The 23,843-nt window shown below is 61.5% G+C and carries 24 protein-coding genes and 1 other RNA gene; 17 read left to right on the plus strand and 8 right to left on the minus strand.

Going from position 1 to position 23,843, the window contains the following annotated elements; all coding sequences use genetic code 11:
• Positions 1-8: 8 nt before the first annotated feature.
• Positions 9-794: a transporter substrate-binding domain-containing protein gene (locus TU82_RS11840; RefSeq protein ID WP_057723376.1), complete on the minus strand. Its 786-nt coding sequence runs from the start codon at positions 792-794 to the stop codon at positions 9-11.
• 255 nt (positions 795-1,049) lie between these two features.
• Between TU82_RS11840 and TU82_RS11845 the strand changes: the two genes are divergently transcribed.
• From TU82_RS11845 to TU82_RS11875, 7 genes are all read left to right on the plus strand, one after another.
• Positions 1,050-1,745 (plus strand): FadR/GntR family transcriptional regulator, encoded by a 696-nt coding sequence (locus tag TU82_RS11845; protein ID WP_057723377.1) that lies wholly within the window; start codon positions 1,050-1,052, stop codon positions 1,743-1,745.
• Positions 1,746-1,865: 120 nt separating this feature from the next.
• Positions 1,866-2,195 carry a thioredoxin TrxA gene (gene trxA, locus TU82_RS11850; protein ID WP_015886460.1) on the plus strand — a complete coding sequence of 110 codons (330 nt, stop codon included), beginning with the start codon at positions 1,866-1,868 and terminating at the stop codon, positions 2,193-2,195.
• A gap of 235 nt (positions 2,196-2,430) precedes the next feature.
• Positions 2,431-3,690: a transcription termination factor Rho gene (rho, locus tag TU82_RS11855; protein WP_003176825.1), complete on the plus strand. Its 1,260-nt coding sequence runs from the start codon at positions 2,431-2,433 to the stop codon at positions 3,688-3,690.
• 156 nt (positions 3,691-3,846) lie between these two features.
• Entirely contained in the window at positions 3,847-5,829 is a 1,983-nt protein-coding gene (locus tag TU82_RS11860) for an acyltransferase family protein (protein WP_057723378.1), read from the plus strand.
• Between the two features lie 59 nt (positions 5,830-5,888).
• Positions 5,889-7,355, plus strand: coding sequence for a 4-hydroxy-3-polyprenylbenzoate decarboxylase (gene ubiD / locus TU82_RS11865; RefSeq protein WP_057723379.1), 1,467 nt, complete (start codon positions 5,889-5,891; stop codon positions 7,353-7,355).
• Positions 7,355-8,323, plus strand: a complete 969-nt coding sequence (locus TU82_RS11870; protein ID WP_057723380.1) for a CDP-6-deoxy-delta-3,4-glucoseen reductase — start codon at positions 7,355-7,357, stop codon at positions 8,321-8,323. Before ubiD ends, TU82_RS11870 begins: the two co-directional genes overlap by 1 nt.
• A gap of 307 nt (positions 8,324-8,630) precedes the next feature.
• Positions 8,631-9,284, plus strand: a complete 654-nt coding sequence (locus tag TU82_RS11875; protein WP_057723381.1) for a gamma-glutamylcyclotransferase — start codon at positions 8,631-8,633, stop codon at positions 9,282-9,284.
• Here TU82_RS11875 and glpT read toward each other — a convergent pair.
• Positions 9,281-10,618: a glycerol-3-phosphate transporter gene (gene glpT / locus TU82_RS11880; RefSeq protein ID WP_057723382.1), complete on the minus strand. Its 1,338-nt coding sequence runs from the start codon at positions 10,616-10,618 to the stop codon at positions 9,281-9,283. The genes TU82_RS11875 and glpT overlap by 4 nt on opposite strands.
• A gap of 274 nt (positions 10,619-10,892) precedes the next feature.
• The gene (locus tag TU82_RS11885; protein WP_057723383.1) at positions 10,893-11,870 is read right to left on the minus strand and encodes an NADPH:quinone oxidoreductase family protein; all 978 of its coding nucleotides are present in this window, start codon (positions 11,868-11,870) and stop codon (positions 10,893-10,895) included.
• A 150-nt stretch (positions 11,871-12,020) separates the two neighbouring features.
• Between TU82_RS11885 and TU82_RS11890 the strand changes: the two genes are divergently transcribed.
• The gene (locus TU82_RS11890) at positions 12,021-12,428 is read left to right on the plus strand and encodes a flagellar basal body-associated protein FliL (RefSeq protein WP_057723384.1); all 408 of its coding nucleotides are present in this window, start codon (positions 12,021-12,023) and stop codon (positions 12,426-12,428) included.
• Between the two features lie 4 nt (positions 12,429-12,432).
• Here TU82_RS11890 and TU82_RS11895 read toward each other — a convergent pair whose 3' ends face one another.
• Positions 12,433-12,882 carry an EVE domain-containing protein gene (locus TU82_RS11895; RefSeq protein WP_057723385.1) on the minus strand — a complete coding sequence of 150 codons (450 nt, stop codon included), beginning with the start codon at positions 12,880-12,882 and terminating at the stop codon, positions 12,433-12,435.
• A gap of 193 nt (positions 12,883-13,075) precedes the next feature.
• On the opposite strand from TU82_RS11895, the gene TU82_RS28900 reads away from it, so the two are divergent.
• Positions 13,076-13,222 carry a hypothetical protein gene (locus TU82_RS28900; RefSeq protein WP_015886446.1) on the plus strand — a complete coding sequence of 49 codons (147 nt, stop codon included), beginning with the start codon at positions 13,076-13,078 and terminating at the stop codon, positions 13,220-13,222.
• A 6-nt stretch (positions 13,223-13,228) separates the two neighbouring features.
• On the opposite strand, the gene TU82_RS11900 is transcribed toward TU82_RS28900, so the two are convergent.
• The 4 genes from TU82_RS11900 to TU82_RS11910 all read right to left on the minus strand — a co-directional run bounded on the left by TU82_RS11900 (position 13,229) and on the right by TU82_RS11910 (position 14,649).
• Complete coding sequence (locus TU82_RS11900; RefSeq protein WP_057723386.1) at positions 13,229-13,858, minus strand: 5-formyltetrahydrofolate cyclo-ligase; 630 nt, start codon at positions 13,856-13,858, stop codon at positions 13,229-13,231.
• A 58-nt stretch (positions 13,859-13,916) separates the two neighbouring features.
• A non-coding RNA gene (ssrS, locus tag TU82_RS27835) (6S RNA) lies at positions 13,917-14,095 on the minus strand.
• A gap of 30 nt (positions 14,096-14,125) precedes the next feature.
• Positions 14,126-14,443, minus strand: a complete 318-nt coding sequence (locus TU82_RS11905) for a cell division protein ZapA (protein WP_057723387.1) — start codon at positions 14,441-14,443, stop codon at positions 14,126-14,128.
• Positions 14,440-14,649, minus strand: coding sequence for a TIGR02449 family protein (locus TU82_RS11910; protein WP_003177365.1), 210 nt, complete (start codon positions 14,647-14,649; stop codon positions 14,440-14,442). The genes TU82_RS11905 and TU82_RS11910 overlap by 4 nt, the downstream gene beginning before the upstream one ends.
• 138 nt (positions 14,650-14,787) lie before the next feature.
• Between TU82_RS11910 and TU82_RS11915 the strand changes: the two genes are divergently transcribed.
• The 8 genes from TU82_RS11915 (at position 14,788) to gcvT (ending at position 23,796) form a co-directional block, all read left to right on the plus strand.
• Positions 14,788-15,345: a YecA/YgfB family protein gene (locus tag TU82_RS11915; protein WP_057723388.1), complete on the plus strand. Its 558-nt coding sequence runs from the start codon at positions 14,788-14,790 to the stop codon at positions 15,343-15,345.
• Between the two features lie 20 nt (positions 15,346-15,365).
• Positions 15,366-16,688, plus strand: a complete 1,323-nt coding sequence (gene pepP / locus TU82_RS11920; protein WP_057723389.1) for a Xaa-Pro aminopeptidase — start codon at positions 15,366-15,368, stop codon at positions 16,686-16,688.
• The gene (gene ubiH, locus TU82_RS11925; protein ID WP_057723390.1) at positions 16,685-17,872 is read left to right on the plus strand and encodes a 2-octaprenyl-6-methoxyphenyl hydroxylase; all 1,188 of its coding nucleotides are present in this window, start codon (positions 16,685-16,687) and stop codon (positions 17,870-17,872) included. Before pepP ends, ubiH begins: the two co-directional genes overlap by 4 nt.
• Positions 17,865-18,350: a DUF4442 domain-containing protein gene (locus TU82_RS11930; RefSeq protein WP_057723391.1), complete on the plus strand. Its 486-nt coding sequence runs from the start codon at positions 17,865-17,867 to the stop codon at positions 18,348-18,350. Before ubiH ends, TU82_RS11930 begins: the two co-directional genes overlap by 8 nt.
• 8 nt (positions 18,351-18,358) lie before the next feature.
• Positions 18,359-19,576: a 2-octaprenyl-3-methyl-6-methoxy-1,4-benzoquinol hydroxylase gene (locus tag TU82_RS11935; RefSeq protein WP_169794963.1), complete on the plus strand. Its 1,218-nt coding sequence runs from the start codon at positions 18,359-18,361 to the stop codon at positions 19,574-19,576.
• Between the two features lie 161 nt (positions 19,577-19,737).
• Complete coding sequence (locus TU82_RS11940) at positions 19,738-20,742, plus strand: extracellular solute-binding protein (RefSeq protein WP_057723393.1); 1,005 nt, start codon at positions 19,738-19,740, stop codon at positions 20,740-20,742.
• Positions 20,743-20,940: 198 nt separating this feature from the next.
• Positions 20,941-22,557, plus strand: coding sequence for an ABC transporter permease (locus tag TU82_RS11945; RefSeq protein WP_057723394.1), 1,617 nt, complete (start codon positions 20,941-20,943; stop codon positions 22,555-22,557).
• Positions 22,558-22,713: 156 nt separating this feature from the next.
• Entirely contained in the window at positions 22,714-23,796 is a 1,083-nt protein-coding gene (gene gcvT, locus TU82_RS11950; RefSeq protein WP_057723395.1) for a glycine cleavage system aminomethyltransferase GcvT, read from the plus strand.
• Positions 23,797-23,843 lie beyond the last annotated feature (47 nt).

Here is a 23,843-nt window from a genome sequence, read left to right on the forward strand (position 1 = left end):
CCGTCGCTTCAGAGGTCTGCGGGCAGAGGCTCTTTGAGCCATTGCATAGCGTTCTTTTCCAGGCTGCCGTCAGCCTTGGCAGCGACCAGGATCTGGTTGACCTTCTCCAGCAACGCCGGCTCGTTCTTGTTCACGCCAACGTACACCGGCGAGTCCTTGAGCTTCACTTTCAGCGCCGGTACGCGCTTGGGATTGCGTTCACTGATCGCCACCATCACCACGTTGCCGCTGGCGATCAGGTCGACCTGGCCGGCCAGGTAGGCGGCGATGGTCGAGTTGTTGTCTTCGAAGCGCTTGATGGTCGCCTCTTTGGGTGCGACAGCCGTCAGCTCGATGTCCTCGATGGCGCCACGGGTCACGCTGATGGTCTTGCCCTTGAGGTCGTCGGTGCTGCTGACCGCTGCGTCAGGCGGGCCGAATACGGCGAGGTAGAAAGGTGCATAGGCCCTGGAGAAGTCGATGACTTTTTCGCGCTCGGGGTTCTTGCCCAGGCTGGAGATCACCAGGTCCACCTTGCCGGTGGTGAGGAACGGGATGCGGTTGGTGCTGTTGACCGGGGTCAGTTCCAACTTGACCTTGAGCTGGTCGGCCAGCAGCCTGGCGGTGTCGATGTCCAGGCCGCGCGGCTTCATGTCGGGGCCGACCGAGCCGAACGGCGGAAAGTCCTGGGGCACGGCGACCTTCAGGGTGCCACGCGCGACGATATCGTCCAGACCATTGGCCTGGGCGGGTGCCTGGCTCAGCATCAGGCTGGCAAACAGGGCAGTGAGCAGGGCGCTGTAGCGCTTGTTCATGGCAACTCTCCGAGAAGGGCGAAGGAATTTTCTGAGTTTGCCCAGTGCACAGCCCATGCCAGCACTCTTGGAATGGTCTGCAAGGCACGCCACCGTTGAGGTGAGATGGTCTTACTGGTCTGAACAGTGCTTGAGCTTTTCGCACCCTTTTCGAGCGCCGTGAAAAACCCGCGAGCCCCTTTGGGGCGTGGCTTGCCGACAGGCGTGAATAGCTTTACAACTAGCCACTCCGTTGACTGCAATCTTGAGTTTTCCATGAATTCCATCGCCCAAGCCGTACCGGAGGCGGCCCTGCAGGCCATCCGCAAACTGATCAGGGAGCAGGGCTTCGGACCGGGCGATGCATTACCCTCCCAGCGCGATCTGGCGGTGCGGCTGGGCGTGAGCCGGGCATCGTTGCGCGAAGCGCTCTCGTCCTTGAGCGCCCTCGGTGTAGTCAGTGTGCAGCCGGGCAAGGGCGTGTTCGTGCAGGCGCCGGACCCGCCGTCCGAACTCGCCTGGCCGTTTGCGGCGCAGGCCACGCCGCTGGATATCTTCCAGTTGCGTTACGCCCTTGAGGGGTTCGCAGCCGGTCTGGCGGCGGTCACATTGACCACCGACGAGCTCGACAGCCTCCAGGACAATGTCGAGGCCATGCGCCAGGTGCTCAAGGCCGGAGACTTTGAAGCCGCCGCCCGACTGGACTTCGAGTTCCACCGGCGCATCCTGCTGGCCAGCGGCAACCAGGCGATGCTGAGTATTCTGAGCGTCAGCGCCGAGGTCTTCCTGGAAAGCCAGAAACTACCGTTCATCCGGCCGGAACGCGCCATGGAAACCTGGCAGGAACATCGCAAGATCCTGCGCGCCCTGGCCCGGCGCGCCAGTGCGGCAGCGCAGAAAACCATGCAGGAACATGTACGTAATGCGGCGTTGCGCACGGGCATTGCCTTCGTCACGCCTGTCTCGCCGTAAGCGGGTGATATTCAAAGTCATGCCTGGCCATAGCAAGACTCAATCAGAGGCGGCTTCCTGAACGGGGGAAGGGCGGCTATGATGGGCAACGTTTTTTTTGCTTACAATCCGGAGACATCCATGAGCAACGATCTTATCAAGCACGTCACCGACGCGACCTTTGAGGCCGAAGTACTCAAGGCTGCCGGCCCGGTGCTGGTTGACTACTGGGCTGAATGGTGCGGCCCTTGCAAAATGATCGCTCCGGTCCTGGACGACATTGCGACCACTTACGAAGGCAAGTTGACCATTGCCAAGCTGAACATCGACGACAACCAGGAAACCCCTGCCAAGCATGGCGTGCGTGGTATCCCAACGTTGATGCTGTTCAAGAACGGCAACGTCGAAGCCACTAAAGTGGGCGCGCTGTCCAAGTCCCAGCTGCAAGCTTTCCTCGACGCCAACATCTAAGCGTCGCCAGAAAAAGCCCCGAAAATCTCGGGGCTTTTTCGTCAAACAGGGCTAGACGCTCCGAAATCCAGGTGTTACATTCGGCCCCGCACTGGTTTCTCCACTGCCCCCTGCAAGCCGTCGCCGACGCATTCCTTTTCGATTAGTACGCGATCCTGTCGCCTTCTCTGCGGCGCGGCCTCATTAAGCCAAAAGCTTAATTTCCCCCCTCCATAAATGATTACGTCATTCCTATATGAATCTGACTGAACTCAAGCAAAAGCCGATTACCGACCTGCTCCAACTGGCCGAAGAAATGGGCATAGAAAATATGGCTCGTTCGCGCAAGCAGGACGTGATTTTCTCCCTGCTCAAGAAGCACGCGAAAAGCGGCGAGGAAATCTCCGGTGATGGCGTGCTGGAGATTCTCCAGGACGGCTTCGGCTTTCTCCGCTCCGCAGACGCTTCCTATCTTGCCGGCCCAGACGATATCTACGTCTCGCCGAGCCAGATCCGTCGCTTCAACTTGCGCACCGGCGACACCATCGTTGGCAAGATCCGACCGCCGAAGGAAGGCGAGCGTTATTTCGCCCTGCTCAAGGTCGACACGATCAACTTCGATCGTCCCGAGAACGCGAAAAACAAGATTCTCTTCGAGAACCTGACGCCGCTGTTCCCGACCGTGCGCATGAAGATGGAAGCCGGCAACGGTTCCACCGAAGACCTGACCGGTCGTGTGATCGACCTGTGCGCCCCGATCGGCAAGGGCCAGCGTGGCCTGATCGTCGCGCCGCCGAAAGCCGGTAAGACGATCATGCTGCAGAACATTGCAGCGAACATCGCGCGTAACAATCCTGAAGTTCACCTGATCGTACTGTTGATCGATGAGCGTCCGGAAGAAGTGACCGAAATGCAGCGCACCGTGCGTGGCGAAGTGGTTGCCTCGACGTTCGATGAGCCGCCAACCCGCCACGTGCAGGTTGCCGAAATGGTGATCGAGAAGGCCAAGCGCCTGGTCGAACACAAGAAAGACGTGGTGATCCTGCTCGACTCCATCACCCGTCTGGCCCGTGCCTACAACACTGTGATCCCGAGCTCCGGCAAGGTACTGACCGGTGGTGTTGATGCCCACGCTCTGGAGAAACCAAAGCGTTTCTTCGGCGCCGCGCGGAACATCGAAGAAGGCGGTTCGCTGACCATTATCGCCACCGCGCTGGTTGAAACCGGCTCGAAGATGGACGAAGTGATCTACGAAGAGTTCAAGGGTACCGGCAACATGGAACTGCCCCTGGACCGTCGTATCGCTGAAAAGCGTGTGTTCCCGGCCATCAACATCAACCGTTCCGGCACGCGCCGCGAAGAGTTGCTGACCGCCGACGACGAACTGCAGCGTATGTGGATCCTGCGCAAGCTGCTGCACCCGATGGACGAAGTAGCCGCCATCGAGTTCCTGATCGACAAGCTGAAAACCACCAAGACCAACGACGAGTTCTTCCTGTCGATGAAGCGCAAGTAACACCGCGTTTCAGGTCCGAAAAATGGCGCCCCGTCGAGGCGCCATTTTTTTCGCGTCGAGATTCATCGCGTTTTATGGCATAAGTGTCCGTTAAGTAACAAAAATTGTACGCGCGACTACGCTCACTCCTTTCGTCACAGACTGACCACAATTCTTATGACCACTCTTGCTTACCGCAGGGACATCGACGGCCTGCGTGCCATCGCTGTCCTCGCAGTCGTGTTGTTTCACTTCGGCGTTCCTGGCATTACCGGCGGTTTCGTCGGCGTTGATGTGTTCTTCGTCATTTCCGGCTTTCTGATCACGTCCATTATCTGGCGTGAGCGTCAGGCCGGGCGCTTCAGTTTCATCGACTTCTGGGCCCGGCGCGCACGGCGCATCCTGCCGGCGCTATTTGTGATGATTGCGGCGACACTCGCGGTGGGCTGGTTTCTGCTGGCGCCCAAGGACTACGAAGAGTTGGGGCGGTCCGCGCACTATCAAGTGACCTTTACCTCCAATCTGTTGTTCTCGCGCCAGCATGGCTACTTCGATGCAGCCTCTGACATCAAGCCGTTGCTGCACACCTGGTCACTGGCGGTGGAGGAGCAGTTCTATATTTTCTTCCCGCTGCTGCTCACGTTGCTCTCAAGTCGCCTGAAACACTGGCGCCTGGCGCTGTTTGCGGTGTTGCTGGGCTCGTTTGGCATGAGCGTCTGGGCGGTTCAGCATGAGCCGCAAAAAGCCTTTTTCCTGCTGCACCTGCGGGCCTGGGAATTGCTGGCCGGCGCGATGCTGGCGGTGCTGCCCAAATACCAGTGGCGCGCGGCGCCCGCCCTGGCGCAAGGGGTCAGCCTGGCCTCCATGGCACTGATCCTGATCGCCGTATTCGGTTACGACGCGCAAACCCCGTTCCCCGGCCCGGCCGCGCTATTGCCGGTGCTGGGTGTGGTCGGGTTGATCTGGGCCAACGGGCAGCAACACACCTGGGTCGGGCGCCTGCTGAGTACGCGGGTGATGGTCGGTATCGGGCTGATTTCCTATTCCTGGTACCTGTGGCACTGGCCGGTGTTCGTGTACGCCAACTATGCCGCGGTGGATGGCTTGAGCGCCGTGGAATTGGCCGGCCTGATGCTGCTCTCGCTGGTGCTGGGCTACCTGTCCTGGCGATTCGTGGAAACCCCGTTCCGGGAAAAACGCTTGCTGGCCTCGCGTAAGACGATTCTTGCTTCAGCCGTGGCCGGCATTCTGGGGCTTGGTTTCACTGGCTTGGCGATCCGTGAATTCGACGGTGTACCGTCGCGCTTGTCTGAACAGGCGTTGATTTTCGCGCAGGCAAAGAAGTGGAGCCCGGAGCTGATGGCATGCATGGCGGACAAGGACACGCCCGATGAGCGGTTGTTCTGCCATTTCGGTCCGAAAAGTCAGTCGGTCTCCGCGCTGGTGTGGGGCGACAGTCACGCCACCGCATTGATCCCGGCGCTCAAGGAAGGCGCTGATCGCCATGATATCAGCGTGATCGAAGCCAGCTTTGCAGGTTGTATCCCCTTGGATGGCCTTGAGAATATTACCCGGTGTGCGCATTTCAACCATCGCGTCGAGAAGGCGATGGCCGAGAAGAAAATCAGCGATGTGGTGTTGGCGGCGCGCTGGAGCCTGTATGTCTATGGGCAAATGTCGGGTGACAAAGAGCATGCGCTCAAGGATCCCGACAGCGGCGAGTACGTGCAGGCTGTCGCTGAACAACGCTTTGCCCAGGGGATGCGCGAGCGCATCCAGGCGCTGCGCGCTGCCGGGCACAAGGTCTGGCTGGTCAAGGAGGTGCCGCTGCAGGAAATCATCGTGCCTTACCGTCTCAGTCGCTTGGCGATGATGCACCGACCGTTTAACGGCGAAGGTCTCGACGTAGCCAAACACATAAAGCGCCAGGCGTTTATCAGCCAGTTGTTCGACGAGTTGGCGGCCGCCGACAGCGGCGTCGCGGTGCTGGACCCGGCGCCCTTGCTGTGTGGCACCGATGGCTTGTGCCGGGTCGAACTCAACGGGCGCGCGCTGTACACCGATGACAACCATCTGTCTGAAGTGGGCGCGCGGCATATCGAGGCCTTTATGGAGCCGCTGTTCAGTTCGCTGCAGTCACGGGGGCTGACGGCCAATTAAGCTGCCAGCCGCCTCGAGAGCAGGTAGGATGTACGCCTATTTTACGAGTGGCATGGTTAATGAAATTCAAGGATCTTCGGGATTTCGTGCAGCAACTTGAGCAGCGCGGAGAGTTGAAACGTATCCAGATGCCGATTTCACCGGTACTGGAAATGACTGAGATTTGCGACCGTACCTTGCGTAACAAGGGCCCGGCGCTGTTGTTCGAGAACCCGACCGGCTATGACATTCCGGTGCTCGGCAACCTGTTCGGCACCCCCGAGCGCGTCGCCTTCGGCATGGGCGCCGAGGCGGTCAGCGAGCTGCGCGAGATCGGCAAGCTGCTGGCCTTCCTCAAGGAGCCCGAGCCGCCCAAAGGCTTGAAGGACGCCTGGTCGAAGCTGCCGATCTTCCGCAAGATCATTGCCATGGCGCCCAAGGTGGTCAAGGACGCGGTATGCCAGGAAGTGGTCATCGAAGGCGATGACGTCGACCTGGCCATGCTCCCCGTGCAGACCTGCTGGCCCGGCGATGTCGGCCCGCTGATCACCTGGGGCCTGACCGTCACCAAAGGTCCGAACAAGGACCGCCAGAACCTCGGCATCTACCGCCAGCAAGTGATCGGCCGCAACAAGGTGATCATGCGCTGGCTGAGCCACCGTGGCGGCGCCCTGGATTTTCGTGAGTGGTGTGAAAAGCACCCGGGCCAGCCATTCCCGGTCTCCGTGGCGCTGGGCGCCGACCCGGCCACCATTCTCGGCGCTGTCACGCCAGTGCCGGACAGCCTGTCCGAATACGCCTTCGCCGGTCTGCTGCGTGGTAACCGCACCGAACTGGTGAAGTGCCGCGGTAACGACCTGCAGGTGCCGGCCACCGCCGAAATCATCCTGGAAGGTGTGATTCACCCAGGTGAAATGGCCGATGAAGGGCCTTACGGCGACCACACCGGTTACTACAACGAAGTCGACAGTTTCCCGGTGTTCACCGTCGAACGCATCACCCATCGGATCAAGCCGATCTACCACAGCACCTACACCGGTCGGCCACCGGATGAGCCGGCCATCCTTGGCGTGGCGCTGAACGAGGTGTTCGTGCCGATCCTGCAAAAGCAGTTCCCGGAAATCACCGACTTCTACCTGCCGCCGGAAGGCTGCTCGTACCGCATGGCCATCGTCACCATGAAGAAGTCGTACCCAGGCCATGCCAAGCGGGTAATGCTGGGTGTGTGGTCGTTTTTACGACAGTTCATGTACACCAAGTTCGTTATCGTCACCGACGACGATATCAATGCCCGCGACTGGAACGACGTGATCTGGGCCATTACCACGCGCATGGACCCCAAACGCGACACGGTAATGATCGACAACACGCCGATCGACTACCTCGACTTCGCTTCGCCGGTGTCGGGCCTGGGCTCGAAAATGGGCCTGGATGCCACCCACAAATGGCCGGGTGAAACCACTCGCGAGTGGGGCCGGGTAATCGTCAAGGATGACGCCGTGACTGCTCGCGTCGATGCCATCTGGAAAGACTTGGGAATAGATTGATGCGTGTAACCCTGCAACCTTCCGGCGCGGTACTGGAACTGAACCCTGGCGAACGCATCCTCGACGGCGCGCGGCGCCTGGGCTACGAATGCCCCCAGGCCTGCCGCAACGGCGTGTGCCATGTGTGTGCGGCGCTGTTGGTGGAGGGCCGGGTGCAGCAGGGCGGTGAAGTGCGCGATCATGGTGAGTTCTACACCTGCATCGCCGAGCCATTGGAAGACTGCATCGTGTTGTGGGATGGCGTGCTGGCGCCGGGAGAATTGCCGTTGCGCAAATTGTCGTGCCAATTGAGCGAATGCGTGGAAGTCGGCGGCGATGTATGGCGCGTGCGCCTGCGTGCCCCGGCAGGCAAGGCGGTGCGTTACCACGCCGGGCAATACCTGATGATCGAGCGCGAGAACGGCGAGAAGTCGGCGTTTTCCCTGGCGTCGGCGCCTCACTCCGGGCGTGAGCTGGAATTGCACGTGCTGGCCCGCGAAGACAGCGCGCGCAACCTGTTGGACCAGCTCCAGCGCGATCGGATGGCGCGTATTGAATTGCCGTTCGGTGACACCCACCTGGCGCAGTTGCCGGACGGGCCGCTGGTGCTGATCGCCGCCGGCACCGGCATGGCCCAGATGCACAGCCTGATCGAGCATTGCCGGGCTTCCGGCTTCAAGCACCCTGTGCACCTGTATTGGGGCGTGCGTCGCCCGGAAGACTTTTACGAGATCGAGCACTGGGATCAGTGGCGGCAACTGCCCAACCTGTTCCTGCACAAAGTCGTCAGTGACCTGTGCGGTTGGGAAGGGCGCTGCGGGTTGCTGCATGAAGCCGTGTGCGAAGACATTACCGACCTCAAGGCCGTGCATGTGTATGCCAGCGGGTCGCCGGCGATGATCTACGGCACGTTGGATGCGTTGGTCGACGCAGGGATGGATGCGCACCAGATGCGCGCCGACGTGTTTGCCTACGCCCCCCGACCCTGAAGTGATCGAAATGTGGGAGGGGGCTTGCTCCAGATAGCAGAGTGTCAGTCAATTCGTCGGTGACTGATCCGCCGCTATCGGGGGCAAGCCCCCTCCCACATGGATTTGTGCCCGCTCAGAATCGTAGACCAGTCGTTACCGTCGCAGCGTTGAACCCCAACAATACCCCGAGAAGGTCAATGCCCACGCCAGCAGCGGCGGCAACCTGGTCTACAGCACTTTTTCGCCGTACGGTTACAGCGGCGCGTTTTATTACGGTAAAGTCGCTTACAACGGGTAGCACACAGGAGGCGCAACGCTGTTCGCCATGACCGCCATTGAAACCGATCTTTTGCAGTTGGCTTACCCTCCGCGGCTCGATCTTGGGCCGCAACTCACTCACGAACAATTAATGAGCTCGATGCAGGCCACCATGGCCCGGCATAAGGGTGGGCCGGTCTGGCTGTTTGCCTATGGTTCGCTGATCTGGCGTCCTGAATGTTCGTCGAGCGAGCGGGTGCGCGCGCGGGTTCACGGTTATCACCGGGGCCTGTACCTGTGGTCCCACGAGCATCGGGGTACGCCGGAGTTGCCGGGCCTTGTATTCGGGCTGGATCGGGGCGGTTCGTGCAGCGGGTTTGCTTATCGCTTGCCGGAAGATCAGTTGGAGGCTTCGCTGTATGCATTATGGCAACGCGAAATGCCTTACCCCTCCTACAAGCCGCACTGGCTCAGTTGCCGCCTGGAAGATGGCAGTCAGGTACAGGCGTTGGGATTTGTGCTGGAGCGGCACTTGCCCAGCTATGCTGGCAACTTGCCCGATATCGTGCTGAACCACGTGCTGCAAAGCGCTTGCGGACGTTACGGCACCACTCGCGATTATGTCGAGCAGACCGTCAACGCCCTGCGTAGCCACGCCATGCCAGATAAGAACCTGGAGGCGCGGCTCAAGCGTTGTGCAAAGGATTGCTCAGGTAGCTAGCGCGCCGAGCTGACGCTGTTGGTGTGCCACAGCGTCGGGATCAGGAAGGCGATCGCCAATACGCACGCGCCAATCAGCAGCACGAAACCACCGTCCCAGCCGAAGTGGTCCACGGTGTAGCCCATCGCCGCGCTCGCCGCTACCGAACCGCCCAGGTAGCCGAACAGGCCGGTGAAGCCCGCGGCGGTACCGGCGGCTTTCTTCGGTGCCAATTCCAGTGCCTGCAGGCCGATCAACATCACCGGGCCGTAGATCAAGAAGCCGATAGAGACCAGCGCGATCATGTCGACCATCGGGTTGCCCGGCGGGTTGAGCCAGTAAACCAGGGTCGCCACGGTCACCAGCGCCATGAACACGATGCCGGTCAGGCCGCGATTGCCACGGAAGATCTTGTCCGACATCCAGCCGCACAGCAGCGTGCCCGGGATACCTGCCCACTCGTAGAAGAAATATGCCCAGGACGACTTGTCGACGGTGAAGTGCTTGGCTTCTTTCAGGTAGGTCGGTGCCCAATCCAGTACGCCGTAGCGCAGCAGGTAGACGAACACGTTGGCAAACGCGATGTACCACAGCATTTTGTTACGCAGCACGTACTTGACGAAGATTTCCTTGGCGCTGAATTCGTCTTCGTGGCTGGCGTCGTAGCCTTCCGGATAGTCGTTCTTGTACTTCTCGATCGACGGCAGGCCAACCGATTGCGGGGTGTCGCGCATGGTCATGAAGGCAAACGCCGCCACGGCCAGCGCCACCGTGGCCGGCACGTAGAACGCCGCATGCCAGTCATTGAACCAGGCCATGCCCAGCAGGAACAGCGGGCCGATCAGACCGCCGCCGACGTTGTGCGCCACGTTCCACACCGACACCACGCCGCCGCGTTCTTTCTGCGACCACCAGTGCACCATGGTCCGCCCACTTGGCGGCCAGCCCATGCCCTGGGCCCAGCCGTTGATGAACAGCAAAATGAACATCATGGTCACGCTGGACGTCGCCCAGGGCGCGAAACCAAAAATGAACATTACCCCCGCTGACACCAGCAGGCCGAAGGGCAGGAAGTAGCGCGGGTTGGAGCGGTCGGACACCAGGCCCATGAGGAACTTGGACAGGCCGTAGGCAATCGCGATGGCCGACATCGCCAGGCCCAGTTCACCGCGGGTGTAGCCCTCGTCGATCAGGTAGGGCATGGCCAGGGAAAAGTTTTTGCGCAGCAGGTAATAACCGGCGTAACCGAAGAAAATACCGGCGAAGATCTGCCAGCGCAGGCGTCGGTAGGTACTGTCTATTTTTTCTTCAGGCAGGGGCGCCTGGTGTGCGGCAGGGCGAAAGAAAGCAAACATTCAAGAGCTCCAAATTTCTTGTTTTGACTGCGGATGCGAATGTTACAGTTTCGTTACCGAAAATAGCATCGCCTCTTGGCTGCAAACACAGGAAATGGGAGCAATTGCATGTTCTCTTATGAACATGTCGCGAATAGGTAAGTGGGGGTCGTTGAGGATCAAATGTGGGAGGGGGCTTGCCCCCGATGGCGGTGTATCTGGTTAGTCATTCCTGGCTGACCCACTGCTATCGGGGGCAAGCCCCCTCCCACATTTGGGCTGCATTTCACTTCGGTCAGCGGATTTGCACCACAACCTTACCCACCGCCTTGCGCTGCCCCAGATCATTGATCGCCTGGGCCGCCTGCTCCAGCGGATACACCTGCGACACCAACGGCTTCAACTTGCCCTCGCCATACCACGTGAACAATTGTTGGAAATTCGCCGCGTTATCCTGCGGCTGGCGCTGGGCAAACGAGCCCCAGAATACGCCCACCACCGCCGCGCCCTTGAGCAGTGCCAGGTTCACCGGCAATTCGGGGATGCGTCCGCTGGCAAAGCCCACTACCAACAGGCGGCCGTTCCAGGCGATCGAGCGGATCGCCTGGTCAAACAGATCGCCGCCCACCGGGTCGTAGATCACATCGGCGCCGTTGCCATCGGTGAGGCGCTTGACCTCATCCTTGAGGCTGGCTTCGCTGTAATTGATCAACTCATCGGCACCGGCCGCCTTGGCCACCGCGAGTTTGTCGGCGCTGCTGGCGGCGGCGATTACCCGCGCGCCCATGGCCTTGCCGATTTCCACGGCGGCCAGGCCCACGCCACCGGAAGCGCCGAGCACCAGCAGGGTTTCGCCGGGTTGCAGGTTGGCTCGCTGTTTGAGCGCGTGCATCGAGGTGCCGTAGGTCATGCTGAAGGCTGCGGCAGTGTTGAAGTCCATGCTGGGCGGGATCGGCAGCACGTTATAGCCCGGCACCGCCACCTGCTCGGCAAAGCTGCCCCAGCCAGTCAATGCCATTACGCGGTCACCGACCTTCAGGTGGCTGACTTTTTCACCCACTTCACTGACCACGCCAGCCGCTTCGCCACCGGGTGAAAACGGGAAGGGCGGCTTGAACTGGTATTTGCCCTCGATGATCAGGGTGTCGGGGAAATTCACCCCGGCGGCATGCACGTCCAGCAGGATTTCGTTCTTCTTGATCGCGGGGCTGGCGATCTCTTCCAGCACCAGGGTTTCGGCGGGGCCGAAGGCTTTGCACAGCACAGCTTTCATCGGACTATTCCTTTTGGCATCGTGGCCGATAAGTGTAGGAGGGTACGCCCGTGGGTCAACGAGCATGCCCGCGCCTGATAAGTCCCCATAAGCTTGTGCTCAGCCTTGCTAGCGTTATGCTACCCGGCAACCGAATTCGAGGAATGAACTGTGAAAGCGTGGATCCTGTTGATGCTGGCCCTGACCTTGCCGATGGCAGCCCAGGCCGAAGAAGCCAAAGAGGGCGAGGCGCCGAAGGTCAGCTATATCAGCCTTTCCCCGCCGTTTGTGGGCAACTACGGCCTGGATGGCACGGCAAAACTCAAGGTATTCAAGGCCGACATTGCCCTGCGCGTGACCGGCGAAGAAGCGGCAAAGTTGGTCAAAGCCAACGACCCGTTGATTCGCAACCAACTGGTGGCGCTGTTTACCCAGCAGACCAACGAAGCCATGAGCAGTGTTGAAGGCAAGGAAAAGCTGCGTCAGGAAGCGTTGAAACAGACGCAGCAAGTGATGAACGATGAGACCGGCAAGCCGGTAGTGGAAGACCTGTTGTTCAACAACCTGATCATTCAGTAACGCTTCAACGCAAACCCATGACCGCCGCCCACTGTTCGGCAGTAACCGGCATCACCGAAAGCCGGCTGCCTTTTTGCACCAACGACAGTTCGTCCAGCGCGGCCTGCTGTTTCAAGTAGCCCAGGCCCAGCACTTTGGGAAAGGTCTCTACATGCGCGACGTCGATTGCGCTCCACGGGTTTTTCTCCGGGGTGGCCTTGGCATCGAAATAGTGGCTTTCTGGCTCCAGCGCGGTCGGGTCGGGATAGGCGGCCTCGACGATTTTGCCGACGCCGGCAATACCCGGCTCGGGACAGCTGGAATGGTAGAAGAAGAACTCGTCGCCCACCGCCATGGCCCGCAAAAAGTTGCGCGCCTGGTAGTTACGCACCCCGTCCCAGCGGGCTTCACCGAGCTTCTCCAGGCCTTGGATCGAGAGTTCGTCGGGCTCGGATTTCATCAGCCAGTAGGCCATTTTTGCGCTCCTGAAAAGGCATTGGGCAAGTTGTCGGGCAATCCCGTGACAAACCGACAGTCGGTTGGCGCCAAGGTTTGCGTGTTGGTTCACGTTACCGCAGAATGCCGGGCTTCAAGCTTGGCGCAGCTGCAACGGACTACTTTGGAACGTTGTTGTCATCGTGTACGAGATGCCTGAAGGGGGGCAATCGATGCAACGTAAACCGGATTTACTATGGATATTGGTTATTTTGTTTGGTCTGGGTGTCGTGACCACCGGTTATGCCCAGAGCCTGTGGTCGAACAAGACCGATGCGCCGGTTGAACTCTCGCCTGTGCAGCAGCAATTCAAGCGTTAACACGACTTAAAGCGTCGCTGGCTCCAGCGACGTTCCTGCGACATACCAGTGCTTATCGGTGACAGTGCCCGCCAGCGGCACGTCCCAACTTGCCTGCGCCAAGCGATCGACTTGCTGACACTCATGGGCCAACCCCAGCAGCGTCGGCTTGCGCCAGCTGTTGCGCCTGGCGAGGTAAGCCAGGCTGCGGTCATAGAATCCGCCGCCCATGCCCAATCGCCCGCCCTCATTATCGAACCCCACCAGCGGCAGCAGCACCAGGTCCAATGCCCACACATTGCGTTGGCGCCGGGCATCGGCCCGAGGTTCGAGAATGCGAAAGCGGTTGGGCAACAACTTATCCCCAGGCCGCACGCGCTGGAACACCATCTTGGTACGCGGCCACGCACTCAGTACCGGCAGGTAGGTGGCCTTGCCCTGGCGCTGGGCAGCGCGCAGCAGCAGGCGCGGATCGATTTCACCGTCCGTCGGTAGGTATAGGGAAATATGTCTGGCCCGGCGAAACAGCGGGTGCTGTGCCAGTTGCCGATACAGGCCAAGGGCGGCCTGGCGCTGCTCGCGGGGCGTCAGGGCGCGGCGGGCGTTGCGCAACAGGCGTCGAAGTTGCGGACGAGAAAGCGGCGCAGGTTCGGTCATGGCTTTTCGGCTCATAAAACAATGCCAGTCCTGGGACTGGCATTGAGTTTGGGAATTCAGGCTCCCCGGCAGAGCCGCTGTCGACTAAGCCCTTGAACCCGAAAGTTCAAGGTGGAAGAAGCAGTAGGCTTTAAGGCTTTCCGTCTAGCGGACATGCACACCAGCCCAACGTGCAACTTCCAGGGTAGTGCGAATCGGCTCCGGGACATCGCCGACTGGCAAACACGCCAGGGAGTGAGGCGAGTATACCTTAAACAGACTCGGCAATCAGCCCTTGGGTGCGTCCGAATCGGTGGAAAGCGCCAGGTCAACGCGTTCGAGCAGGTCACGCACCTGTTCGCGGGTCGAGCCGCTGGCCTGCACGTCAGGGCGCTCCTGCTTGTGCAGCAGGTCGTGGGTAATGTTCAGTGCGGCCATCACGGCGATGCGGTCGGCGCCGATCACTTTGCCGCTGCTGCGGATTTCACGCATCTTGCCGTCCAGGTAGCGGGCAGCGCTCACCAGGTTGCTGCGCTCTTCCTGGGGGCAGATGATCGAATATTCTTTGTCGAGGATCTGCACGGTAACGCTATTGCTTGAACTCATGAGTCTTGCTCCAGGGCCTTCAGGCGCGAAATCATCGATTCGACCTTACGCCGGGCGATTTCGTTTTTTTCAATGAGGTGAGCGCGTTCCTCGCGCCAGGTCTTTTCCTGAGCTAGTAGGAGTCCGTTTTGACTCTTAAGTTGCTCGACCCGATCAATTAGCAGTTCGAGTCTGGCCATCAGCGCTTGCAGGTCGGTGTCTTCCATTGGGTTCCACTGGATTTGTCTGATGAATGGCAACTTCAGGATAAACGATCTGACGCCCTCGATAGTCTTGGTACGTCTGCCGGTGCTAGGATACAGCGCTCCATTCTAGACATTGCGCCGTCTGGCGCCTAGCTCACCATGCCCATTCAGAACTCCCCGTACGACGCTTTTTCCAAACTGCTGAGCACCAGCGGCCATCCTTGCTCGCCTGCCGAACTGCACGGCGTGCTGTTGGGCCGCAGCTGCACCGGCGTGGGCTTCGATGCCGACAACTGGCTGGCCGATGTGGCCGAGCTGCTGGAAACCGAACCGACCGAGAACGTGCGTAACGCGCTGATCGGCCTGCAAGAGATGGTCAAGGGCGAACTGACCGGTGATGACGTCACCGTGGTCCTGCTGCTGCCGACCGACGATGCGCCGCTTGCCGAGCGCGCCGCTGCACTGGGCCAATGGTGCCAGGGTTTCCTCCACGGTTTCGGCGTGAACGCCGGCGGCCTGGAACTGAGCACCGACGCCAAGGAAGTGTTGCAGGACCTGGCAGCCATCTCCCAGGTGCAGGACGCCCTGGAAGAGTCCGAAGATGGCGAGGGCGATTACATGGAAGTCATGGAATACCTGCGCGTCGCGCCATTGCTGTTGTTCACCGAGACCAGGAAGTCCGCTGAACCTGCGGCGCCCAAGCCGTCGCTGCACTGAAAAAGGAAGCCCGTCTGCCCATGATCCATATCCCCAAAGCGGAATACACCCGTCGCCGCAAGGCGCTCATGGCGCAGATGGAACCCAACAGCATCGCGATCCTGCCGGCCGCCGCCGTAGCGATCCGCAACCGTGATGTCGAGCATGTCTACCGCCAGGACAGCGACTTCCAGTACCTGAGCGGCTTCCCAGAACCTTCGGCGGTGATCGTGCTGATGCCCGGTCGCCAGCATGGCGAGTACGTGCTGTTCTGCCGCGAGCGCAACGCCGAACGCGAATTGTGGGACGGCCTGCGCGCCGGTACCGAAGGCGCGATCCGCGATTTTGGTGCCGACGACGCGTTTCCCATCACCGATATCGACGACATTCTGCCCGGCCTGATTGAAGGCCGCGACCGCGTGTATTCGGCCATGGGCAGCAATGCCGAATTCGACCGGCATGTGATGGAGTGGATCAACGTGATCCGCTCCAAAGCGCACCTGGGCGCCCAGCCGCCGAACGAATTCGTTGCCCTGGATCACTTGCTGCACGACATGCGCCTGTATAAATCGGCAGCGGAAGTGAAGGTGATGCGCGAAGCGGCACGGATTTCCTGCGCCGCCCATGTGCGCGCAATGCAGGCCAGCCGTGCCGGCCTGCATGAGTTCAGCCTGGAGGCCGAGCTGGATTACGAATTCCGCAAGGGCGGCGCGAAAATGCCGGCTTATGGCTCCATCGTGGCGGCCGGGCGCAACAGCTGCATCCTGCATTACCAGCAGAATGACGCGCTGCTCAAGGACGGTGACCTGGTATTGATCGACGCCGGTTGCGAGATCGACTGCTACGCCAGTGACATCACCCGCACCTGGCCGGTCAACGGCAGATTTTCGCCCGAGCAAAAGGCGATCTACGAGATCGTGCTGGCCTCCCAGGAAGCCGCCTTCGCGCAGATCGCGCCGAACAAGCACTGGAACCAGGCGCATGAGGCGACCGTGCAGGTCATCACGGCCGGGCTGGTCAAGCTGGGGTTGCTGCAAGGCGACGTTGACGAGCTGATCGCCAGCGAAGCCTACCGCGCCTTTTACATGCACCGCGCCGGCCACTGGCTGGGCATGGATGTGCATGATGTGGGCGAATACAAAGTGGGCGGTGAATGGCGCGTGCTGGAAGTCGGCATGGCCTTGACCGTGGAGCCGGGGATCTATATTTCACCGGATAACCAGAACGTAGCGAAGAAGTGGCGTGGCATTGGCGTACGCATCGAGGACGACGTGATAGTGACCAAGCAAGGCTGTGAGATTCTGACCGGCGCGGTGCCCAAGACGGTGGCCGAGATCGAAGCGCTGATGGCGGCTGCCCGATGAGCCGGGTCAACCTGGCGATCATCGGCGGTGGCCTGGTGGGCGCCAGCCTGGCACTGGCGTTGCAGGCCGGAGCCAAGGCGCGAGGGTGGAAAATTGCACTGATCGAGCCCTTCGCGCCGGGTGACAGTTATCAGCCGAGCTACGATGCGCGTTCTTCGGCGCTGTCCTTTGGTGCCCGGCAGATCTATCAACGTCTGGGCGTGTGGCAGGACATTTCCCGCCGCGCCGAGCCGATCAAGCACATCCATGTGTCCGACCGTGGCCGTTTCTCCACCGCGCGTCTGTCCGCCCTGGAAGAGGGCGTGCCGGCCTTGGGTTATGTGGTGGAAAACGCCTGGCTGGGCCAGTGCCTGTGGCAAGGCCTGGATAAAGAGGTGGTCAGTTGGCGCTGCCCTGCGGAAGTCACGCGCATGGAGCCCCTGTCTGATGGCTACCGACTGACCCTCAACGACGAAACGGTGCTGGAGTGCGACCTCGCTGTACTGGCCGACGGTGGCCGCTCGGGCCTGCGCGAACAACTGGGCATCGGCGTCAAGACCCGCCCGTATAACCAGAGCGCGCTGATCGCCAATATCACCCCGAGCGAAGCCCACAACGGCGAAGCGTTCGAGCGCTTCACCGATGAAGGGCCGATGGCCTTGCTGCCACTGCCCGACAACCGCTGCGCGCTGGTGTGGACCCGCATGGGCATGGACGCCCAGCGCCTGGCCGACCTTGACGAGCGCAGTTTCCTCAGCGAATTGCAGGGCGTGTTCGGCTACCGCCTGGGCACCCTGAAGCAGGTAGGCGCACGACATCTGTATCCGCTGACTCTGGTGGAAGCGGAAGAACAAGTGCGCTCGCACCTGGTGGTGCTCGGCAATGCGGCGCACAGCCTGCACCCGATCGCCGGGCAGGGTTTCAACCTGTCCCTGCGCGATGCCAACGCCCTGGCCGAAGCCTTGCTGGCCGGGCCTGCGGTGCCGGGCGATCTGGCAACCCTGCAACGCTACCGCGAACGCCAGCGCCTGGACCAGCAATTGACCGTGGGTTTCTCCGACCAGGTCACGCGCCTGTTCGGCAGCGGGCAACCGTTGGTGGCGCTGGGGCGCAACCTGGGCCTGCTCGGCCTGGACCTGCTACCGCCGGCCAAGCGCTGGTTCGCCCGTCAGGCCATGGGCCTGGGCACGCGCCCCGATGCGTAAGTGGCTGATCCGGCGCCTGGGCAAGGCGCGACTGTTACGCTGGGTGATGACGCTCTATCCACCGTACCTGGGCGCCGGGGTCAGCGTGCAGCAGATGAGCGCCGACTTTCGTCACGTCAAGGTGCGCATGGGCCTGGGCTGGTATAACCGCAACTATGTGGGCACCCAGTTCGGCGGCAGCCTGTATTCGATGGTCGACCCGTTCTACATGCTGATGCTGATGGAAAACCTGGGCCGTGATTACATTGTGTGGGACAAGGCCGCCAGCATCGACTTCGTCTCGCCGGGCAAAGGCCCGGTGTATGCCGAATTTTCCATCGACGACGCCTTGCTCGATGAGGTGCGTCGACAGACCGCCACTGGCGAGAAATATCTGCCTCGCCTCAAGGTCCAGATTCATGACGGCTCCGGCACCCTGGTGGCGCGGGTCGACAAAACCCTTTACGTGCGGCGCAAGCCGCCAGCGAGACAGGCTTGACTATGGACATGCGCGCAGATGTGCTGATTGTCGGGGCCGGAATGGTCGGAAGCGCCCTGGCGCTGGCGTTGCAGGGCAGTGGCCTGCAGGTGTTGCTGCTTGACGGCAGCCCGCTGAGCGTCAAGCCGTTCGAGCCGGCAGCGGCGTTTGAACCACGGGTCAGTGCGCTGTCCGCCGCCAGCCAGCGCATTCTGGAGCGCCTTGGCGTGTGGGACGGCATCGTCGAGCGCCGCGCCAGCCCCTATGGCCAGATGCAAGTGTGGGACGGCAGCGGCACCGGGCAGATCCACTTCTCGGCGGCCAGCGTGCATGCCGAGGTGCTGGGGCATATCGTCGAGAACCGCGTGGTCCAGGATGCCTTGCTGGACCGCCTGCATGAGTGTGACCTGGGGCTGCTGGCCAACGCGCGCCTGGAGCAGATGCGCCGTTCCGGCGATGACTGGCTGCTGACCCTGGCCGACGGGCGCAAGCTGCGCGCGCCGCTGGTGGTCGCCGCCGACGGCGCCAACTCCGCAGTGCGCCGCCTGACCGGCACCCCCACCCGTGAATGGGACTACCTGCACAACGCCATCGTGACCAGCGTGCGCAGCAGCCAGCCGCACCAGCGCACGGCGTGGCAACGCTTCACCGACACGGGCCCGCTGGCATTCCTGCCGCTGGTGCGCGATGGGCAAGAGGACTGGTGCTCGATCGTATGGTCGACCACGCCGACGGAGTCCGAGCGCCTGATGGCCCTGGATGATGAGCGCTTCTGCCGTGAACTGGAGCGGGCCTTTGAGGGCCGCTTGGGCACTGTGGTCAGCGCCGACCCGCGCGTCTGCGTGCCGTTGCGTCAGCGCCACGCCAAACGCTACGTGGCCGAGGGCCTGGCGTTGATTGGCGATGCGGCCCACGTCATCCATCCCTTGGCGGGGCAGGGCGTAAACCTGGGGTTTCTCGATGCTGCGGTGCTGGCCGAAGTGCTGCTGGCGGCGACCGAGCGTGGCGAGCGTCTGGCGGATGTGAAGGTGCTGAGCCGCTACGAACGTCGGCGCATGCCGCATAATCTGGCGCTGATGGCGGCCATGGAAGGCTTCGAGCGCCTGTTTCAGGCCGATCAACTGCCGCTGCGCTGGTTGCGCAATGCCGGGTTGAAAATCGTCGATCAGATGCCCGAAGCCAAGGCAGTGTTTGTACGCCAGGCCTTGGGCCTGACCGGCGACCTCCCGGACCTCGCCAAACCGTGAACTGAAATGCGGCCCCCTGTGGGAGAGGGCTTGCCCCCGATGAGGCCATCAGCCCTCACGCATCTCTCCAGCCGTGCAACATCTGGTAACGCCTCCACCAAGCGTTACCAAATGTGAGTCCTTATCATTTGCGCTCTTTTTGCAAATGAGAGACCGCACCCATGTTGGCACCCAAGCGCCTCCTGACTGCCCTGGCACTCACCCTGATCGGCAGCGCCACCGTGCAGGCCGCCGACGAAGTGGTGGTCTACTCCTCGCGCATCGACGAGCTGATCAAGCCGGTGTTCGACGCCTACACCCGCAAGACCGGCGTACAGGTCAAGTTCATCACCGACAAGGAAGCGCCGCTGATGCAGCGCATCAAGGCCGAGGGCGAAAATGCCACCGCCGACCTGCTGCTCACCGTCGACGCCGGCAACCTCTGGCAGGCCGAGCAGATGGGCATCCTGCAGCCGTTCACCTCCGAGGTGATCGACAAGAACATTCCGCTGCAATACCGCTCCTCGGCCCACGCCTGGACCGGTTTGAGCCTGCGCGCGCGCACCATCGCCTATTCCACCGACCGGGTAAAACCGGGCGACCTGACCACCTACGAAGCCCTGGCCGACAAACAGTGGGAAGGCCGCCTGTGCCTGCGCACGGCGAAAAAGGTCTACAACCAGTCCCTGACCGCCACGCTGATCGAAACCCACGGCGCGGCCAAGACCGAAGAAATCGTCAAAGGCTGGGTGAATAACCTCTCCACCGATGTGTTCTCCGACGACATCGCGGTGCTGGAGGCGATCAATGCCGGGCAATGCGATGTCGGCATCGTCAACACTTACTACTATGGCCGCCTGCACAAGCAGAAGCCGGACCTGGCGGTGAAGCTGTTCTGGCCGAACCAGGGCGACCGTGGCGTGCATGTGAACCTGTCGGGCATCGGCTTGACCAAACACGCGCCACACCCGGCGGCGGCCAAGGCCCTGGTGGAATGGATGACTACGCCTGAGGCGCAGAAGATTTTCGCCGACGTGAACCAGGAGTTCCCAGCCAACCCGGCGGTACCGCCGTCGGCCGAAGTGGCGACCTGGGGCAAATTCGTGGCCGATACCTTGCCGGTGGAAGTGGCGGGTAAACGGCAGGCCGAGGCGATCCGCTTGATGGACCGTGCCGGCTGGAACTGAGTTTTTAAATCGTTAAAGCTTTTTGTAGGAGCGAGCTTGCTCGCGAAAAACTCACAGGCACCGCGTTCATTCAGGAAGCGCGCGTATCGTTGACGTTTTTCGCGAGCAAGCTCGCTCCTACACACGGCATTAGGGCAAGCCCCCTCCCACACTGTTTTTTGTCTGCCTTCAGATAGTCCATTTCCAGGGAATTTGCTTTTGGCCCACCCCGCCCAACGCCGCTGGTACCTGCCGGTCTTTACCGTCGCCGCCCTGGTGCTGCTGCCGCTGAGCGTGCTGTTGCTGTCCTGGCAAAGCATCGATCAGCAGATCTGGTCCCACCTGTGGGACACCCAGATGCCGCGCTTGCTGGGCAACACCTTGACCCTGGTGCTCGGCGTCGGTGTTGGCGTGACGTTGCTGGGCGTGAGCCTGGCTTGGCTGACCAGCCTTTGCGAGTTCCCGGGGCGGCGCTGGCTGGATTGGGCGTTGATGCTGCCCTTTGCGATTCCGGCCTATGTGCTGGCCTTCGTGTTTGTAGGGCTGCTGGACTTTGCAGGCCCGGTGCAGACCCTGCTGCGCGACTGGTTCGGCGCGGGGCTGCGCTTGCCGCGTGTGCGTTCCACCAGCGGCGTGATCATCGTCTTGGTGCTGGTGTTCTACCCCTATGTCTACCTGCTGGCGCGTTCTGCATTCCTGGCCCAGGGCAAGGGCTTGATGGAGGCGGCGCGGGTGCTGGGGCAGTCGCCGTGGCAAGCATTCTGGCGCGTGGCGCTGCCCATGGCGCGGCCGGCGATTGGTGCCGGCGTTGCCTTGGCCCTGATGGAAACCCTGGCGGATTTTGGCGCGGTCTCGGTGTTCAATTTCGATACGTTCACCACCGCCATCTATAAGACCTGGTACGGCTTTTTCAGCCTCTCCAGTGCCGCGCAACTGGCCAGCCTGTTGCTGCTGGTGGTGATGCTGGTGCTGTATGGCGAGCGTCGCGCACGGGGAGCGAGCCGACCTGGCAACGAGCGCCCGCGCGGCAAGGCGCTGTATCACCTGCGTGGGTTCAAGGCGGCCGCGGCCAGCGGCTGGTGTGGCCTGGTGTTCGCCTGCGCGTTTGTTATCCCGATGCTGCAACTGGTGGGCTGGTTCTGGCAGCGCGGCCGCTTCGATCTGGATGAGCGCTACACCGGCCTGATCGTGCATACGCTCTACCTGGGTGGGATCGCGGCGCTGGTGACGGTCAGCGTGGCCCTGATACTGGCGTTCGCCAGCCGCCTGGCGCCGACGCGGGCGATTCGTTCCGGCATCAGCCTGGCCAATGTCGGTTATGCCTTGCCCGGCTCGGTGCTCGCGGTCTCGATCATGCTGGCCTTCAGCTATCTGGACCGCGAACTGGTGGTGCCGCTGTCGGGCTGGCTGGGCGGTGCGGGCAAGCCGTTGCTGCTGGGCAGTCTGTCGGCGCTGGTGCTGGCGTATCTGGTGCGATTCCTGGCGGTCGCCTACGGGCCTTTGGAAAACAGCCTGGCGCGTATCCGCCCGTCGTTGCCCGAGGCCGCACGCAGCCTGGGAGTGAGTGGGCCACAACTGTTTTGCAAGGTGTATCTGCCGCTGTTGCTGCCCGGCACCCTGAGCGCGGCGTTGCTGGTGTTTGTCGACGTGCTCAAGGAAATGCCCGCTACCTTGCTGATGCGCCCGTTTGGCTGGGACACCCTGGCGGTGCGCATCTTTGAGATGACCAGTGAAGGGGAATGGGCGCGGGCCTCGCTGCCGGCGTTGACCCTGGTGCTGGTTGGGTTGTTGCCGGTCATCGGCTTGATCCGACGTTCGGCACGACAAATAGGCTAGGTGCCAGTCCTACAGCTTGCGGCTACAATGCGCGGCATTCGGTGTGCTCCGTCTTTCGGATCGACCTGCTGTATGTGGCTGCGGGCCTTGTCGTTCAAGGTGTTCGGCGCAAGTGGCAGCTCTGCGCACCTTCGCCAAGCCCGGAAGGAGAAACCCATGGGACAGCGTACGCCTCTGTATGACCTGCATCTCGCCCTCGGCGCGAAAATGGTCGATTTTGGCGGTTGGGATATGCCTTTGCATTACGGCTCGCAAGTCGAGGAGCACCATCAGGTGCGGCGCGACTGCGGGGTGTTCGATGTATCTCATATGACCGTGATCGATGTCACCGGCCCCCAGGCCAAGGAATGGCTCCAGCACCTGCTGGCCAATGATGTCGATCGATTGCACGGCTGCGGCCGCGCGTTATACAGCGCCATGCTCAACGAGCAGGGCGGGGTGGTGGACGACATGATCGTCTACCGTACCGAAACCGGTTACCGACTGGTGGTCAACGCCGCCACCCGTGACCAGGACATGGCCTGGATGCAGGTGCAACTGGGCAGCTATCAGGTGCAACTCCAGGAGCGCTCCGAGCTGGCCATGCTCGCCATTCAAGGTCCCCATGCGCGGCAGAAGATCGCCGAGCTGGTAACCCAGTCCCGTGGCACCCTGATCCATCAGCTCAAACCGTTTGAAGGCCAGGCCGACGGCGATTGGTTTATCGCCCGTACCGGTTACACCGGCGAAGACGGCCTGGAAATTGTCCTGCCTGCCGACCAGGCGCCGGGTTTTTTCAACGACCTGGTGGGTGCCGGTATTTCCCCCATCGGCCTCGGTGCCCGCGATACCTTGCGCCTGGAAGCCGGCATGAACCTGTATGGCCAGGATATCCACCAGCAGGTGTCGCCCCTGGCCGCCAACATGGCCTGGAGCATCGCCTGGGAACCGGCAGGGCGCAATTTCATCGGCCGTGCCGCGCTGGAGGCGGAAAAAGCGGCCGGTGTGCAGTTCAAATTGGTCGGGCTGGTCCTGGAAGAACGTGGGGTTCTACGTGCTCACCAGGTGGTTCGTATCGCCAATGTTGGCGAAGGGGAGATCACCAGTGGTAGTTTCTCACCTACGCTTAGCAAATCCATTGCCCTGGCGCGCGTACCGACGGCGACCGCCGACCGGGCCGAAGTGGAAATCCGCGGCAAATGGTACCCGGTTCGAGTGGTCAAGCCGACCTTCGTCCGCCATGGCAAGACCTTGATCTAACTATTTTCCGGCAGGCCACTGGCCGCTGACATTTCTTCTTGAGGACA

Source organism: Pseudomonas orientalis (assembly GCF_001439815.1).
GTDB lineage: Bacteria > Pseudomonadota > Gammaproteobacteria > Pseudomonadales > Pseudomonadaceae > Aquipseudomonas > Aquipseudomonas orientalis.

Coding starts and splice junctions, on each gene's coding strand:
- TU82_RS11930 (WP_057723391.1), top strand. CDS start 17,865: ATGCGTAAGTGGCTGATCCGGCGCCTGGGCAAGGCGCGACTGTTACGC.
- TU82_RS11885 (WP_057723383.1), bottom strand. CDS start 11,870: ATGAAAGCTGTGCTGTGCAAAGCCTTCGGCCCCGCCGAAACCCTGGTG.
- pepP (WP_057723389.1), top strand. CDS start 15,366: ATGATCCATATCCCCAAAGCGGAATACACCCGTCGCCGCAAGGCGCTC.
- TU82_RS11860 (WP_057723378.1), top strand. CDS start 3,847: ATGACCACTCTTGCTTACCGCAGGGACATCGACGGCCTGCGTGCCATC.
- TU82_RS11915 (WP_057723388.1), top strand. CDS start 14,788: ATGCCCATTCAGAACTCCCCGTACGACGCTTTTTCCAAACTGCTGAGC.
- TU82_RS11905 (WP_057723387.1), bottom strand. CDS start 14,443: ATGAGTTCAAGCAATAGCGTTACCGTGCAGATCCTCGACAAAGAATAT.
- ubiD (WP_057723379.1), top strand. CDS start 5,889: ATGAAATTCAAGGATCTTCGGGATTTCGTGCAGCAACTTGAGCAGCGC.
- TU82_RS11900 (WP_057723386.1), bottom strand. CDS start 13,858: ATGACCGAACCTGCGCCGCTTTCTCGTCCGCAACTTCGACGCCTGTTG.
- trxA (WP_015886460.1), top strand. CDS start 1,866: ATGAGCAACGATCTTATCAAGCACGTCACCGACGCGACCTTTGAGGCC.
- TU82_RS11940 (WP_057723393.1), top strand. CDS start 19,738: ATGTTGGCACCCAAGCGCCTCCTGACTGCCCTGGCACTCACCCTGATC.
- gcvT (WP_057723395.1), top strand. CDS start 22,714: ATGGGACAGCGTACGCCTCTGTATGACCTGCATCTCGCCCTCGGCGCG.
- TU82_RS11895 (WP_057723385.1), bottom strand. CDS start 12,882: ATGGCCTACTGGCTGATGAAATCCGAGCCCGACGAACTCTCGATCCAA.
- glpT (WP_057723382.1), bottom strand. CDS start 10,618: ATGTTTGCTTTCTTTCGCCCTGCCGCACACCAGGCGCCCCTGCCTGAA.
- TU82_RS11875 (WP_057723381.1), top strand. CDS start 8,631: ATGACCGCCATTGAAACCGATCTTTTGCAGTTGGCTTACCCTCCGCGG.
- TU82_RS28900 (WP_015886446.1), top strand. CDS start 13,076: ATGCAACGTAAACCGGATTTACTATGGATATTGGTTATTTTGTTTGGT.
- rho (WP_003176825.1), top strand. CDS start 2,431: ATGAATCTGACTGAACTCAAGCAAAAGCCGATTACCGACCTGCTCCAA.
- TU82_RS11870 (WP_057723380.1), top strand. CDS start 7,355: ATGCGTGTAACCCTGCAACCTTCCGGCGCGGTACTGGAACTGAACCCT.
- TU82_RS11910 (WP_003177365.1), bottom strand. CDS start 14,649: ATGGAAGACACCGACCTGCAAGCGCTGATGGCCAGACTCGAACTGCTA.
- TU82_RS11935 (WP_169794963.1), top strand. CDS start 18,359: ATGCGCGCAGATGTGCTGATTGTCGGGGCCGGAATGGTCGGAAGCGCC.
- ubiH (WP_057723390.1), top strand. CDS start 16,685: ATGAGCCGGGTCAACCTGGCGATCATCGGCGGTGGCCTGGTGGGCGCC.
- TU82_RS11845 (WP_057723377.1), top strand. CDS start 1,050: ATGAATTCCATCGCCCAAGCCGTACCGGAGGCGGCCCTGCAGGCCATC.
- TU82_RS11840 (WP_057723376.1), bottom strand. CDS start 794: ATGAACAAGCGCTACAGCGCCCTGCTCACTGCCCTGTTTGCCAGCCTG.